7 protein-coding genes are annotated in these 16,933 nt (G+C 36.0%); 5 read left to right on the forward strand and 2 right to left on the reverse strand.

Annotated features, from left to right (window positions below):
- From AC1RNE_RS21580 to AC1RNE_RS21600, 5 genes are all read left to right on the forward strand, one after another.
- On the forward strand, nt 1-879 hold an 879-nt coding region (locus AC1RNE_RS21580; protein ID WP_492804081.1), incomplete at its 5' end, for a ParA family protein.
- A 7-nt stretch (nt 880-886) separates the two neighbouring features.
- A complete protein-coding gene (locus AC1RNE_RS21585; protein WP_492804083.1) occupies nt 887-1,774 on the forward strand; it encodes a hypothetical protein in 888 nt (295 codons plus the stop codon).
- A gap of 591 nt (nt 1,775-2,365) precedes the next feature.
- Nucleotides 2,366-2,548 carry a hypothetical protein gene (locus tag AC1RNE_RS21590; protein WP_492804084.1) on the forward strand — a complete coding sequence of 61 codons (183 nt, stop codon included), beginning with the start codon at nt 2,366-2,368 and terminating at the stop codon, nt 2,546-2,548.
- Nucleotides 2,549-2,833: 285 nt separating this feature from the next.
- On the forward strand, nt 2,834-8,659 hold the full coding sequence (locus AC1RNE_RS21595) for a carboxypeptidase regulatory-like domain-containing protein (protein ID WP_492804086.1): 5,826 nt from the start codon (nt 2,834-2,836) through the stop codon (nt 8,657-8,659).
- 13 nt (nt 8,660-8,672) lie between these two features.
- On the forward strand, nt 8,673-10,796 hold the full coding sequence (locus AC1RNE_RS21600) for a fibronectin type III domain-containing protein (protein WP_492804087.1): 2,124 nt from the start codon (nt 8,673-8,675) through the stop codon (nt 10,794-10,796).
- Nucleotides 10,797-11,037: 241 nt separating this feature from the next.
- Here the strand turns inward: AC1RNE_RS21600 and AC1RNE_RS21605 are convergent, their stop codons facing one another.
- Both AC1RNE_RS21605 and AC1RNE_RS21610 read right to left on the reverse strand, forming a co-directional pair.
- Complete coding sequence (locus AC1RNE_RS21605; RefSeq protein ID WP_492804089.1) at nt 11,038-12,330, reverse strand: DUF4861 family protein; 1,293 nt, start codon at nt 12,328-12,330, stop codon at nt 11,038-11,040.
- Between the two features lie 313 nt (nt 12,331-12,643).
- Nucleotides 12,644-16,747 carry a hybrid sensor histidine kinase/response regulator transcription factor gene (locus AC1RNE_RS21610; protein ID WP_492804091.1) on the reverse strand — a complete coding sequence of 1,368 codons (4,104 nt, stop codon included), beginning with the start codon at nt 16,745-16,747 and terminating at the stop codon, nt 12,644-12,646.
- Nucleotides 16,748-16,933: the final 186 nt, after the last annotated feature.

The following is a 16,933-nucleotide window of genomic DNA, read 5'->3' on the forward strand; positions in this document are numbered from 1 at the left end:
ATGCCTACAAGGTCGCTGACACAAATTATTAATCTCAAAAGAGAATTATCAGATAAACAACGATTGAAATTATTACCAATTTTGATGAAGTATGGTTATAGCGAGACGTTTAATTTAAAAGCTACCACAATTGCTATTGCTAATAACAAAGGTGGGGTTGGTAAAACAACCACAACGGCTTATTTAGGAGAGGCGTTATCAAATAGAGGGCTGAAAGTACTTTTAGTAGATTTAGATTCTCAGGGAAATTTGAGCCAAATTTTTAATGTAACAACCGATGAGGGGCAGGTTTTCAATTCGTTGATTAATTTTAATGAAACCCTCCATATCAAGCCAATTACGGAAAATCTGCACATTGCTCCATCTGATTTAGAATTGCAAAAGGCCGAGCTCTCTCTGCTCTCTGCTCCTGCCAATCAACAACGTTTACAAAGAGCTTTAGTGCCCTTTTTAGATGTGTATGACTTTATTTTAATAGATTGCCCCCCTTCCCTATCTGTTTTGACGTTAAACGCGCTAAATGCGTCTAATTCATGCATTGTAGCCATGCAACCAGAAATGAATGCTGTAAACGGGTTAAATTCTTTGTTTGGAGTAATTCTTGAAACACAAATTTTATCTAATCCAGGACTGAGAATAGAAGGTATCTTGTTTACGATTGTTGAAAAGAATACTGTTCATATTGGCTTGAAAGAAGCAGTTCGCGAAACGTATAGCAGTGTAAATATTTTTGAAACAGAAATTAAAAAAGGCATAGAAATCAAGAAAGCACAAGCGCTTAAATCACTGATTTTTGACTTTGATAAGAACTCAGCTGCCGCTAAGTCTTATGATCAATTGGCAGTGGAGCTTCTTAATAACTTGAACAATAAAAAGTAATCAGGGAATGGCAAAAAAGATTGATTTTAAAACACAGATGAAATCTAACGTGACGCAGACAGTAACTTCTGGATTGATTTCTAATGAAACGATAAAACAAAAAATAATTATCTTAGAAGAGCTCAAAAACCTTATTGAGCCATTGCAAGAGGAAGAACTACAAGGTTTAGAAAGCAATATCCTTGCAAATGGGTGTAAAGATTCTTTAATAATCTGGCAGACTACTGAGAAAATAATCAATCCTGAGGCTATTACTGATACAGAACGTTTTGTATTAGTAGATGGACATAACCGGTATAAAATTTGCACCAAACATAACATTTCTTTTAATGTTATGCTGATGTTTTTTCATAGCTTACAGGATGTCAAAAACTACATGCTTGACCTTCAGATGGGTAGAAGGAACCTAAGCCAAATTCAGATGGCATATTATCGTGGGCTAAGGTACAATAATGAAAAGATTACGAGCAAAGCTGAAAATTTCAGCAAAGACGCAGGTGAAGAAAAAACATCTCAAAAAATAGCCAAACAATTTAATGTAGATGAAAAAACTATTCGCCGTGATGGTGAATTTGCGATTGGGTTAGAAAAACTTAGTCCTGCTTTTAAGAAGGAAATTCTTGCTGGAAAACAAAAAGTTTCTAAAAAATCGGTACAGCAATTAACGAAAGTAGCCGTAGATAATTCGATTGAATCTATTGAAGATTTAGAAAAGGTTTTGTCTAAGAAAGATAGTACTGAAGCAATGCTTGGGACGGAAAGAAAAATAAATAGAGAGACTATTCTTACTATTCAGCATATGTTAGAAAGAGTATATCAAACGAATAGTTTAGATGATTATCAATCACTAAAAGTAAAAGTAGAAGAATTAGGGAAGGTTCTTTTTGAAGCTTAATCGCAATATTTTCCCAAGCGGACATAATGTCCACTTGGGAAAATGTGAAATATTCCAAATGTTATAATCAAAAAAAGTGGGTCAGAAAATTAATTTTCTGACCCACTTTTTTTGATTGATGAATAGCAAAAGGTTATTCCAAATTTTTATTTCAATACAAAAGTGAGGGAAGAGAACAATCCCCAAAACGTCTCAATTGACTATTGATATTTCAGTTAAAAACGAATAGTTGAATCATGTTTCCCAAGTGGACATTATGTCCGCTTGGGAAAATAAAGCATTTAAATAACTACTATAAATAGGAGGGAAGAGCTGTTTTATCAACCCCTCAAAGGTGATGTCGTATATATTAAAAAGTTAACCTCATCCAGTGAAAATGCTTTATTTCTCAGATGGGATTATAAGAATTTTTTCAGGTATTTAAAGTCTTTTTTTACATACCTAAAATCACCGTTGGCATCATGTGGAGTGCTGTTTAGATACCTTTTTAAATAAGATACTATTCTTTAGATAAATATATGTAACTTCCGAAAGAATCAAACTCGCATAGAAATTTAGTATATACTAATCACTTTGAACCTAAACCTAATAATGATAACACATTTATTTACAAGTGTTTATATACTAAATACATCAAAGGATAAAATTGCTGTAACAGTTTTGTTAATACTCTTATCAGTCACAGCTTTAACAAGCATGGGGCAATTATTCGATAACCTAGAAAGCCAGAAATATTTATCTATCACTGGTAGATTTGAAGCTCCCCAAACCTAGTATAATACAAAGGGAATGTCCAATTGTAACCAAAGTAATGCCTATCTTTTTCGTGGTTCGGCTACCATCAATATTTCTAATCTTAGTATCCCAATTTTAGCTATATACAGTCTAACAGTCCGTTCTTTCAATTAGCCCTTTAATCATCAGTTTGGTATAAGTCCTATTTATAAATAACTTAAAGATGCCTGCTTTTTACTTGGAATAATCCCACGCCAAGGTTATCACAAACAAGCTATACCTAATTAAGAAATGAGATTACTTACTTATTTAACTTTTAACTGTATGAAAAAACTATTACTTAAAGGGTGCCTAATCTGTCTGTTGATGGGTTTGTTTACAAGTTCTTTTGCACAAATTAACGTTAGTGTACAAGTGCTTCCTCCATATCGGTACCGTATAACCGACTATGCGTCGCACCCTGAACAGGTTATGATTACTGTGATGAACACTAGTACTACCGAAAGACGCATTCAGCTTTTAGCAAGTATTGCGGGTGATAACGGCGTTGAAATTCATAGCAGTTTGTCTTTCCGAAGTGGGAGCCCAATCGTCGTGCCAGCTGGTGGATTAGTAGTGCTGAATGCAGGTGACATTTCATCATTCTTAGATTTCGAAAACCTCATTTATACAGGCATCACGAAAAATGAAGCCATCAGGGGCAATGGACTTCCTGAAGCGAATTATAGGTTGTGTGCACGGGCCTATGATTATGATAATAACTTACCATTGAGTGCTGACCAACCAAATGGTTGTAGTAATTCTTTTAGTATAACCAGTCTTGAACCGCCAACGCTTATTTCTCCGTACAACGAGCAAATTGTGTTAGCATCAGGTACACAGGTACTTACTTTAAATTGGAGCACGCCCCCAGGGGCACCGCCAACTGTAATGTACCGTCTCAGGCTAGTAGAGATTGTAGGAAACTTAAATCCTAACGCTGCAATGCAATCTGCTTCTACACCATTCTTTTTTGAAAAGGAAGTGATGGGGAATATGTACATCTATAATCCAGGCGACCCGATATTAGTGGCAGGACGAAGATATGCCCTTATGGTACAGGCTTTTGACCCTACTAATGCTATTACTTTCCGTAACAATGGACAAAGTGCCGTTATCGGTTTTACATACAGTGTACCAATACAATACGGTACAACTCCTACAATTAAAACTCTACCCACTGCTACCGTTGCTACTAATGTTCAGGTTAAGATAGGAGGAACCGTTAACTGGGCTTTCGATGCCACGGAAGCGACCGATGAAACAGGAGGGACACCATTGGTATCCACCACACCAATCATTGAAACCTCACAAGAAATTGTGCCATCGTACAAAGCAGATAGAACTCAGTATCCTTTAAAGGGGGCTGTGGTAATTTTGTATGTGCCTCATTTAGGCTCTCGTTTACAGTCTAGTCCGCTTGGAAGAGCTATGACAGATGCTGAAGGTAAATATGTCATGCCTCCTATTTCAAGTAAACAATGGGAGATAGTAAGAAATCCTTATATAGAAATTTCATCGCCCGAAGGTTTTTTCAACACTATCACTAGAGAAATCGAAGTTCCTAAAGCGGGAGTAGTTGCTATGAATGTTGGGCTTGATGTAGTAACTGCTAATACTATGCAGATAGCAGCAAACGTAGTTAGGCCAACCCTGACTGGAGCGGATCAGGTGTCTGTTAATATCTTATTGAATACTGCTACTTGGAACAAATACAGTTTTTTAAAGAGTGTAAACGCTAGCCTTGAGCATACACAATACAACGGTAAAGATTATGTAATTCTAACTACGCTAAGGTCTGGGAATGCTTATAAAAAGTTGTTTTTAGGTCAGGATGATATAAAATATGTTGCACAAGTAAATGTTACCAATAAGCCACCTGTTTATTACCCAATACAGCAGGTAAGAAGTCTCTATGCTCAAAAACGTATTGTAAGTATTAAACGCAATTTCGCCTATAATCTTAATAACACGCTTGACGGTACTATCACCTTCAAAAACAAAGGGAGAAGTGGCGTAAGGATTACAGCTACACTAAACCCTTCGGATGTATCAGGGCCTTTACCTAACCAAGCTTTAGAAACTGTAACAGACTTTTTTGGATATTACAGCTTCAATTTGCCAGATTTGAAAAAAGGGTCTGTTATTAAGTTAAGTATTACAGACCGCACCATTCAAGATATACCTTTTTCTGAAGAAACAATATATAATGGCACTACGCCTTTTACCAAGAACATTGTGCTGAAAAATATTTACCAAAGTGTGGTAGGGCGATTGGTTGACAATAATAATTTCCCAGTAGCAAATGCCATGGTAAAGGTTATTGGTACTAATATAAGTACTAAAACCACGGCAGAAGGAATATATTATTTGACAACGCTGGCTGCTAGTTCTTTAGCACTGGAGTTTTCTGCGGATGGGTATAACAGTGGCAATGTCACGGTTAATATGGGTAGTCAGGATGGGCTAAAGACCTCTGGTTTATCTCCAAGCGAATGGCAGAGCAAAATGGCTGGAAAAGCTAGTTTAAAAGATTGGATGACCCTTAAAAAAATCCAAGACCTTACTGCCGATAACTTAGGTATTGGAAGTGGGAATCTGTTTGACGTATATAGTTTATTATTTATAGAACAAACTGATATACAAAGAGTTGTTGATAGCGGAAACAATACTATTAGTAATTTGAATGGTATTGTTAGGCTGAATATTAAACTTAACGGACAGGCTATTAAGGCTAAAATTAGCATCAATAGTACAGTCAATCAGGATGTTCCAGTAGGAGCCCCCTTTCAGTATAGCAATACCCCAGGCAATTATAAATTTGCCATTACAGCATTGCCCGACGATAAGCCTTTTGTCCCGTTCCTTGGAGAGTTTAATTTAATAAAGGGAGGTTTAAATGATATTAATATTCAGTTGCAGGATGGCGTGAGGATAAGTGGTAAGATTGCGAATAAAAAAACAGGGATTGGACTAGATTCGGTAGTAATATCGGTGGTTGGAATGCCCTATACTAGTAGCACTGATAAGAGTGGACAGTATGTGCTTTATCTGCCTAAAAACGAATCTTTTACGTATAGCTTTCAACGTAGAGGTTATTATAAATTAGATAGTGTAGCTAAAATTACAGAGTCATCTACGTTTAATGTAGGATTGGAAATAATCGACCTTTCTATTCCCAAAATCACCACTCTTGCTGGCTACCCAGTAGTAATTACCAAACAATTACGCACCGCAGATGCTAATTATAGCATCACAGGTACTTTAACCGTCGCTTCAAACGCATTATTTAGGATTGAAGGTAATACTAAAACACTGACTTTTAAAAATGTAAACGTTAGGATGGGAGCAAAGACAGGGAATGCAGAGCCTATTGCCGATATTAATTTTGAAGAAGCAGTACTCAAAACAACCATGTTTGGTTTTGCACCCGTCGAAGTACAAGGGATGCCCTTTCTACAACTAAAAGCTAATGCTCAGGGTAATTATTCATCAGGTATCATAGGGGGCAATCAACTAGTATTGAAATTAAATGAAAGTAGCGTTGTCAGTAAGTTGCCTGTTAAACTAAATGATGCCATAATAAAGGATGGAGCTAATACTAATAATATTTTTAATGCTGTATTTTCAGCTCCAAGTACAACCGTTAGTGAATTAACTACCGAAAGAAGCTTTAAAGTCAAGTTTTTGGATGCAAACTATGATTACAGCACTATTGTATCTTTCCTTACAACTAGTAGTACTCCAACCAGCTATGTAGAATCAAAAGTAGGTAGTATTAGTAGTCTTTTTATTGATAGAAACTTGGCATTGTTAACTAAGGCTGGCATAGATTTAAACGGATACTTCCAGTTTCCGAAGACGATAGCCATTGATTTGGCAGATGGCGGAAAAATAAAGCTAGAGAAATTCTTAATAAGCTCCGACTTTTCTCTGGGACTGATTAAATTCCCAATAAGTGTAGAAAAACCGCTGGTTGCAAACATGCAAAAGGTTGTGTTGAAACTTACGAAGTTAGAACTGAGCGGTCTTGGTTCAGCCAATGTGGGTGTAACAATGGGAGGCTCAATCGCCTTGAAAAAACAAGATGCTGCTGGAAAAGATGATGATGGTGTACTTACCATTAAAACTTTATCTATCATTAATATGAGAGGTGAGCAAACACTTTCTGGAAGTTTCAACCTGCCAGCAAAAGGGTTAAGCATCAAATCGTTGGTATTTACCACACCAGGTAATACGTCTATCGATATGAGTTATAGTTCGGCAGACAAAAGCTTTAATTTTGCAGCTTCTGGTTTGTTAGACTATAAAAAAGACGGTGCTACCAGTAGTAACTCTTCGCTAACAAGTATTTTTCCCGTCGAAATTCAGAAATTTCAGCTGAGTACCAAAGACTGGGCCGTATTTATGGCCGTTAAGCCAAATATTAAAATTGATTTGAAAGCAGTTAAGATTAGTGTTGACCGCTTTTTGGTAAATATCGGCTATGGCATGACCATGGATAAAATGAATAGCTATTTGGTTAATACTTCTGCTAAGACAGAGGTATCTACTGGACCTGCTAGTACCCCATTCGATGAAGCACAGGGTTCGTGGGCTGTTGGTATCGCTGGGGGTGTGGAATTTCCTATCAAAGGCTTTAAAGCAAATGTAGCAGGGTCTATCTTGGTGGCAAATACAGGAAATGGAATCGATGTAAGGTTGAATGAAATAGCCCTTGCCATCGAGAATCCTACCTTTAAACTAACATCCACCATAAAAATAGCTTATAGTGGGGATAGACAAGGCTTTGAAGGTATTGCTAAAATGACGACACTTAACAAGGTCTTCGATGCAAACTTCAAGTATTATAGCCTAAGTAAGGGTGGATTTGAATTAGGGGCAGGCATTAAAGCAACCGCAGGAATCATTACGGGGCCAATTCAATGGCATAGCATAGGTGGTGGGTTTGATTTTAATACTGGTACAAATATATACAGTGTATATCTGACTGGTGATATTGGCCCAACTGGTACACCTAAAGATGTAGCTTACCTCAAGGACACCAAAATCAGTGTATTGTTTGATGCCAATAATTGTGGTGGCACTCCTGTAATTGAAGGAAGAGCTACCCTAAACATGGAGAAGAAGGATTGGGGTAATATGACCATGAAAGTTGACTTCTGTAAAAAACTGTTACTAGTAACGGTTGATGGTAATGTTCCTTTAATGACAGGTTTAGGCAATGTAAATGTAAAAGGAGTATTATTTGGCTTAGGACCTCAATCAACATCAAGTGGTGCATTATTCTTGGCAGTTAATGCTAATTTAAGCACTTTGGGTGATATGCTCAATGGCAATGCTTTTATAGCATTAGGTATTAATTACAATAATACAGATGCTGATTCTCCTGCTGAAGCAAGAAATATGTTCGGTAATATTAATACTTCCGCTTTAGAAAATGTACAAACAGGAACAAAGGATGTAAGCATGCCTGTATATAAAAATGTAAACTTAGGTTTTATTACCATCCCAATGTTTATGGGGTTTGATATCGTGAAAGTACCTACTTATACGCCTTATTTTAATGCAATTTACGTTAAAGGTTCGTTAAATATGCCATCAAAAAGCGGGGGCTTTAATGTAGGTATAAGCGGTTTCAAAGCATTTGGTTTCAATTATGGTTTCGGGGGGTCAGGTAAAACCGAAATGTACTATAAATACAATAATAAAACGCTGTTTGCTACCGCATCAATCTCTGCTTATGCTAACGCTTCGGCAAGTATTATGGGTTTCTCTTTATATGGAAATGCAAATGCTAACATTAATATAACAGGTGGATACGACGGTAGCTGGTATTTAAACGGCAATGCTAGCCTAGGCTTTAGTTTGTACAATGATAATAGTGTGGGTTGTAATAGTATAAGAGCTACATGGGTGGAATGTTGTTGCTCAACATGGCATCATCCTTGTTGTGGCAACCCCTTTAGAAGTTGTTGCTACGATTGGAGCTGTACTAGCTCAGTGTGTCTTGGTTATCCAAGTGTAGGATTTAAAGTTTGTAAAAATCTTTCAGCATCTTTTGCTTATCGCCAAAATAAAGGGACACAAGTTAATTTCAATTTATTGTAATAGTTAATCAGACATGAAAATATACATATATTTCTTCCTAATAGCCATGTTTGCTCTTTGTCAAACAGGAAAGGCTCAGGCTATCGAGGATGCTGGTCATAGGTTATCGACCGCTACTTCTCCAGCTGGTAATTACATTTATTTACTTGGCTCGGAAGACTTATTTTCTAAGGATTCATCATTGCTTCAAAACATCGATTATTTCATTATTGAAAGAACCGCCTACGACGCCCAGAACCTTGGTAAATCTGAGAAGCTCTTAAAAAAGATAGGTACTGCACAGGCAGTATCTTCCGAAAAAGAGTTAGGAAGATTGCTCTCTCCGTCGGCTATTGATGAAATGAAAAAATACTATAATCTAGCTTCAGATAAAGAGCTGGTTACTTATTTTCAAACACATCAAACCGCAGCATCTTATTCGCTATTTTACAAAATTATTGAAACTCGTATAGCTGCTGGGCAAGTATTTTTTGATAAAGATGTTAATAAAGATGACCTTGTGATTTATAAAGTAACACGTGTTGACAAGGATAAATCTCAACGACCATGGGGATACTCCATTGTACAAAGCAAAGTAGGTAATTATACTTTAGATTATGTAAAACCTATCAAAAAAGGAGTGGTTGTAGCTGATAGCTCTGTTGCTATTACTTGGCAAGTACCAGTTGATGACGATAGGGTTACGATGCTTTTCAAACCAAAAATAAAACTTACTGTCGATGTAGACGGTACTGTTTTTAAAATGCCATTCCCCATCAAAGAATTACGTGCAAAGATACATTTGTTAAAAAATGGAGAATATGTAGATGAACAACAAATGTTCCCTGTATTAAACAACACAGGCGACAGTATTTCTTTCACTTACTATAAAAAAACAATAAGTGAAGAACAAATAAGTGCCTATATTACTTTGCAGGATGAAGTCTATAATCAAGGTTTACCATCGGATACCGTGAATGTATTTTCCATTACTGAAAAAATTGTACCCCTTATTTATGGGATCAATGTAACTGATATTACAGAAGGTATCAGCGTTTCTTGGAAACAACTTCCCGAAAAACCATATTTAACAGGTATCGAGATTATTCGTTATGATAGTCAGGATAAGGCAGATTCATTAGGCGTACTTTCAGTTAGCGATACCTTATTTACTGATTATGCCATACAGGTTGGTCAACATTATCGCTACCAAGTAAAAGCTTTATTTTTACCTAGTACAGGAGTACAACAGCGGATAGCGGCACAAGGTATTGGCACTTACACAAAGTTTTCTAAACCTACAACGCCTTATAACCTTACAACATTGCCCGAAGGCAAAGATGTACGTTTAACTTGGGATGCTTCAGATGCCACGTCATTTTTTGGGTATTATGTTTACCGAGGAACATCGCCTAAGCATATGGGAATAATTGCAGGCCCTATTAAAACCAAGACCTATTTAGATACAGCTCAGTCATTAAGTGGTCGAAGTCGATATTATTATGCTGTTTTAAACCAAAATCTTCGTCAAGATACGAGTGCTTACAGCAATGTAGCTGATATCCGACCACTTCGTAAACTTAATATCACGCCCCCACCAGATTTGCATTTTTACTGTGTGAATGGCAAACTGGATATTAGTTGGAAGGATACTCGTACTCAAGATAATATCGTAGAATCTTATATCTTAGAAAAAAAGAAAAAAGGAGATGACACGTTTACACCCCTTAAAGTATTGCCTAATAGCGTTAGCTATACTGATAGTGATATACAAGCAGGTATTATTTATGAATATCGAGTAGCCGCCGTAGCAGACAACAGCGAAATCAGTCCGTTTAGTGATACAGGAGAATTTATGCTTCCTAAAAAAGAGGTGGAGACTGTGAACGTATTTTATGTACGAGCGGTGCCAGAAGGAGTGGTAGTAAGTCTACCTCAAATGGAATACCCTAATCGTAAAGCCTATAATATTTATAGGCGTGAGGCAACAGGAGGGACATTTGTAAAAAAAGGAACGATAAGTTCATCCACCTTTTCTTTTACGGATGATAAGGTGACACCTAATACTGTGTACATATACACGATTAGTGTAACTGAAATTGACGACCGTGAAAGTGCATTTGGAGATTCTATTTCAGTAAGAAGTAATGCTAAATAGGTAAGTTAAGCCTCTGTTTTACGTATTTATAGTTGCTAATTTACAATATACAAATAAGCATTGGAAATAGAGTAGGGGATGTTAATTTATAACTTATCCTTAGCGAGGGACTTAAGTCCCTCGCTAAGGATAGTGGGGCTATTTTTATATGATGTTTTCTTAAAATGAAGAACTTAATAACCCTGTATAAGATAGTAGCAATAGAGTAGGGGAGAGGGACATTATTGTAATCCTTCTACTACTATTGTACCTTGGTTGTTACCTCAATATTTAGTTGAGCCATCAATTTCTTTAAATATTCTTCGAAACAAGCAGATGTTTTGAAACAGTCATCCGCTAATTCCCAACCTCCAACGGCATAATATTTAATGGGTGTTCCATTTTTTACTTTCAACTTACCATAATAGCTCAAAGCAAAAGAACCAGTTTTAGGTGATTCGCCATAACCTTGGTAAGTTTCTAGCGGTAAAATAATGGCTAGGCCTACAATAAACTCTTTGTTATAAGTTTGGGCATCGTGTGTGTACAAGGCCACAAACTTTCCTTGCTTGATTTCAGTTACAGGATGATTAGTCGCTACTTTGGATAGGCCAATTACCAAGGTTTCATCACCTTTGAGTCCAGCAAACTTAACCGTATTTTGGTAGGCATACATCCCTGGCCAGATAGTCGGATTTTCTAATAATTGGTATGTTCTATCAGCAGTTGGCTTCCAATTATGATAGTTTAAACTAATTTCAGACTTTACTGCTCCTTCACTAACAATTTTAAAATCGGTAGCTTCAATATTATGAACAGTATCATTGGCAGTTACACCAACTCTGTAAAGTTGATTATTGATTAATAATCCCACGCCACCAAGTCCAACAGATAATCCTTCTGTATTACCAGCAGGCAAAATATCGCGTCCCCAGTCTTTCAATACATGGTAATTATCTTGTACAGCACCTGTTTCAGAAATACCCACATTTTCAGGGGAAATAGCAGACGTCCTTTTTCCAAATAAATCTTTAGCGTTTCTGCCATCTAAATAATGTCGAAAAGCTACTTTATCATTTTCCCATGTTGGGCCATCTGTTTGATAAGGCTGATAGCCAATTAATTTTGGTAATTGATTAGCATAAAAAGTATCGCTAGTTTTAGGTTCAACAGGAGTGTTTTTTGAACTTCTTTTCCCAAAACGAACGCTTGTTTTGATAGGGTAGCTAGGTTGACTAGCAATCCATTTTACAGATAGTTTCAAGGTTGTTTTTTGAGGAATATCAGCCACAAAAAATAGCTCATCCCAATTTCCATCTCCATCTAAATCATTTAATTGTGAAGGAATTTCCTTTCCTTTTGCATTGATAATTTGTGGAAAAAGTTGATTAGCAATTTTAGCAGTAAAACTCTTGCGCTGAATACTAATAGGTTTCTCGACTAAATCTGTAGTTGATGGATTCGTTAAAGATATATTATTTATATGCTTATTATGCTGGGCCAGTGCATTAAAAGTAATAATTGAGGTAAGGGTTAATACAAAAAGTCTTTTCATATATGTTGTGGATTTTTATAATTTTAATTTTATCGGTAAAAATAAATCCATTCGCTTTATTTCCAACATCATTTCAAACTATTTAATCCTTACAGATTTTTGTAATAGGCTTTTACTTGTATAAAGTAGATAATTAATGTTTTGTATATTACTTAACATAATAATAATTATATGACATAAAATTTTATTTATTTTTCAAAGCTTTTGAGTAAGTTCATTGTAAATTCAAAGAGATTAAAAAAGAGTAGTCTATCGTATATACTATACCGTTTATGTGTTGGTATATACGACAAACAACTCTTTTTTAATCCAATTATTCCGAATCAGCTAACACTACATTCTTATTGAGCATCACGTATTCAGATGGAGAGATATTGTATTTTGCTTTAAATGCTCTGGCAAAATAATTTGGGTTAGAAAAGCCCACAGAGTACGCAATTTGTGAAATTTTTATATCGTTCTTTTGCAAAAGCGTAATTGCTTTCTTCAATTTTTGCGACCTTACATATTCTACAGGAGTCTCACCAGTAAGGCTTAAGACCTTACTATAAAGTGTTCCTCGGCTAACAAACATCGCTTTACTCAATTCTTCAACGGATAGATTTGGGTTTTCGATATGTTCTTCCACATAACGCGAGAACTTCAACAAAAACTTCTCGTCTTCAGAGACAAACTCTGTTTCTGGAGTTTCCAATTGAATATGTTTGCTATAAGTATTTTTCAATAAACTATTCAAACTAAGCAAGTTCTCTATTTTAATGTTGAGCAAATGAAAATTGAATGGTTTCGATAAATAATCACTCGCACCTGACTCCAATCCTTTCATCTGGTCTGTTTCATCAGATAAAACAGTCAACATAATAACAGGGATATGTTTTGTACGGCTATCACTTTTAATTTTGCGAACCATCTCTACACCGTCCATCCTAGGCATATTAACATCGCTCACTATTACCTGAGGATGGCATGACAATGCCTTTTGCCAACCCTTTATACCATCGGCAGCTTCTATTATTTTATATTTTGTTTTCAAACTTTCAACTAGATAAGCTCTTAAGTCGTCGTCATCATCCACAATCAATACAACAGGCATATCAATTTTAGGAGGCTCGTTTTTAGCAAACTCCCCAATTAAATCAGAAGTTTCATTTGAAACTATTGGAGAAGTAGATTGCTGGAAAGTAATAGGTAAAAGTGGTAGAGAGATGGTGAAAGCACTTCCTATATCTTCCTCACTTTCTACTTTAATGGTTCCGCCATGAAGTTTGATAAACTCCTGAGCGATTGAAAGCCCTATGCCACTTCCCTGATTTAATATGTCAGCATTGTTATTTACTTGGAAAAATCTTTCAAAAATCTTGTCGGTCATATCTTTAGGTAATCCAATTCCAGTATCCCGTAGAATCAACCTAATCCCTGTTTCGCCATCGCCTGCAATTTGAAGGCTAACACTTCCGCCTTCATTTGTGAATTTTATAGCATTAGAAAACAAGTTGATCAGCACCCGCTCTAACTTATCCTTATCAAAGGAAGTATGATAGTTACTATATGAACTTACAAAATGTAGCGAGATATTTTTCCTTACAGCAATGTATTTGAACGAATCTACTATTTCCTGCGTGAAGGTAACCAAATCGCCTTCCGTTTTATGCAAGGTTAATTCATTAGCTTCTACCCTTCTAAAATCAAGCAACTGGTTCACCAAATTCAAAAGCCTTTTGGCATTACGACCTATCAAATTAAGCATTTCTAGTTTTTCAGTACTTTTCTCTTCAAACATCAAGTTCTCAATCGGATTCAAAACGAGCGTTAATGGCGTTTTTAACTCATGACTCAGATTAGTCAGGAATTTAACCTTGATTTGTTCTAGTTCTATTTTCTTCTCTGCCTCGTGTCGTTCCTTTTCAATCATATGTTTTACCTCCAAACGTTCCTGTTCTCTGGCAAATTGATTCTTTAATTTTTGGATTCCTCTTCTTCTAATCAACCAAAGAGAGATTACCAATGTCATTAAATAGAAAAAATAGGCATAATACGTCCGCCAAAACGGAGGTTTTACAATGATATCGATAACTTTTTCGGGTGTCTGCCATGAGCCATCTTCACTGTATGCTTTTAATCTGAAAATATATTTTCCTGGATCAAGATTTGTATAAACGGCCGTATTAGTCGTTCCTACTTGGTTCCAATCTTTGTCAAATCCTTCTAGTTTATAAGAATACCTGTTTTCATGCGGAGCCGTGTAATTGAGGGCTATAAAGTCTAAAGAAAAGTTTTGTTTATAGCTCAATACCATTTCTTTTGCTGTCGAGATATGCTCTGTTATTTCAGCATTTTCACCAGGGTTTATCTGTTTATTATTAATTTTCAGACTAGTAATTACTAGTGTGGGAACATTCTTTTTATGGAAAATAGTAGCAGGATTGAAGTAGTTAAAACCTGCCAATCCACCAAAAAACAATTGCCCATCAGAGGTTTTCAAACCAGACAAGATATTAAAGTTGCTCTGCTGAACCCCATTGTAATGTGTAAAATTTCGAAATACCTTCTTCTCAGGGTCAAATGAACTAATTCCTTTATTGGTACTTATCCATATTTTTCCTTTTTCGTCTTCTAAAATTTTATAAACAACATCATTGGACAAAGAATTGCTTTCATCAAAGCGTTCAAATGTTTTTGTTTGAGGTTTATATAAACAAAGCCCACCGCCCCATGCTCCAACCCATATTTTGCCAGAACGGTCACAGTAAATACTTTGTACTTTGTCCATTGGAAGCCCATTAGTACCGTGATTTAACACTTGAAAACGTTTCTGAGTTGGGTAATATACGGCTATTCCTGAACCGTTTGAGCCAATCCAGATATTCCCCATTTTATCTTGCTCAATAGTGGTGATGAAACCGTTCAAAGGAAATTTCTGGGCAGATGCTAATTGAAAAACTTTATCAGAAGATTCCATAACATCCCGCTGTGGATCATACAAATAAACCCCATTACCGTTTGTCCCCAGCCAAATTTTACCATTCCTATCTGCTTTTATACAATTGATAGGTACGTTTGCAGCGTCCGTTGTGTTTTTGGGAAGGTGAAAATGTCTTAAAGCCCCCGTCGTCATATTAATGCTATATAAGCCAACCTGATAGGTTCCTACCCAAAGGGTGTTACCCACTGATTCTAAAGCGATTATAGAGGCTGTATTTGCTTTTTTGTCTTTTAAATCATAACGTCTTATTAAGCCCGTTTTTCTGTTAAATACATTTAGTCCTGCTCCTTCGGTTCCAATAAAGATATCTCCAGAAGGACTTTCGGAAAAGGACATTATTGAACTGCCCGTCAATCCGTTAGGATCAAAGGGATTAAATTTTTTATAGTTAAAGAAAGTTAGATTAGTATCGTATTTATTTACGCCACCTTGATGAACACTTATCCAATATACACCATTATCATCAATGTAAATATCCCTAATTGATCGCCCAGAAGCACTAGGTGTAAATCCATCTTGTTCTACAAGCGAACTTTTTACACTGATTGCTTTCTCTGTTTGCGGATTAAATATGTCGATGCCTATTTCTGTACCTACCCAAAGTTGCCCGTCTTTATCAAATACTATCTTAATTATATGATTGTTCGAAAGTGAATTAGGGTTGTTTGAATCATGTTTGTAACTACGGAAGGTGCCTTTTTTTATGTCCATTACATTTATGCCACCTTCTTCGGTACCAATCCAAATTTTACCATACTTATCAGCAGTGATACTCTTGATATTATTCCATGAAATACTTGCTGGATTATTCGGATTGTGTAAAAATCTTGTAAATCGTTCGCTCTTTCTGTCATAAACATGTAAACCATCGTTAGTACCAACCCACATGTTGTTGTGACTGTCTTCAAACAGGGAGCGAACCATATTTGAATTTAACTTTGAAGGGTTGGAAGGGTCAGCTTTGAACTCTTTCGTTTTTTTAGAGACAGGGTCAAAAACAAATAATCCAGAATAGGTTCCCACCCAAATTTTACCCGAATGGTCAGCATACAAACATATAATCCACCCGAGATTACTAAAGTCATAATTAATAAATGAGTTCAAATTCAGGTTATAAACAGACAAGGTCAAATTCGTTGCCAACCAGATGTTGCCAGCTTTATCCTGAGTCATTGCTGTTATTGGTCCACTTCCGATACTTGTACTATCATTTTCTTTATGGCGATATTCAGTGAAATTTTGACCATCAAACCTGTTGAGCCCATCTTCAGTACCAAACCACATAAAGCCATTTTTGTCTTTTATAATGGCATTAATAGAATTGGAGGTGAGACCATTCCTGCTACTGAAATTAATAAATTTATATTCTTTCTGTTGCCCATGAATCCAGTGAGCAACAAAAACAAAAATTAATAAAAAGTAACATTTCTTCATTTTTATATTCTTTAACACATCAACCATCGCTTAAATATTCTCATTATAGTAATTACCTAATTCAACATAATGTTGTTTTAGGTCATATCCGATACTACCATTAGTAGTCTCTATAAAAGCTAATTATTCTTAAATCTTACTGATAATACAATGTTTTGTTACAATCTCCCTCAAAAATAAACACAA

The organism is Arcicella sp. GW822-FHT02H01, assembly GCF_058802005.1.

Bases quoted from the DNA above. Each gene is read 5' to 3' on its own strand.
- AC1RNE_RS21585 (WP_492804083.1), top strand. From the start codon at position 887: ATGGCAAAAAAGATTGATTTTAAAACACAGATGAAATCTAACGTGACG.
- AC1RNE_RS21605 (WP_492804089.1), bottom strand. From the start codon at position 12,330: ATGAAAAGACTTTTTGTATTAACCCTTACCTCAATTATTACTTTTAAT.
- AC1RNE_RS21600 (WP_492804087.1), top strand. From the start codon at position 8,673: ATGAAAATATACATATATTTCTTCCTAATAGCCATGTTTGCTCTTTGT.
- AC1RNE_RS21595 (WP_492804086.1), top strand. From the start codon at position 2,834: ATGAAAAAACTATTACTTAAAGGGTGCCTAATCTGTCTGTTGATGGGT.
- AC1RNE_RS21590 (WP_492804084.1), top strand. From the start codon at position 2,366: ATGATAACACATTTATTTACAAGTGTTTATATACTAAATACATCAAAG.
- AC1RNE_RS21610 (WP_492804091.1), bottom strand. From the start codon at position 16,747: ATGAAGAAATGTTACTTTTTATTAATTTTTGTTTTTGTTGCTCACTGG.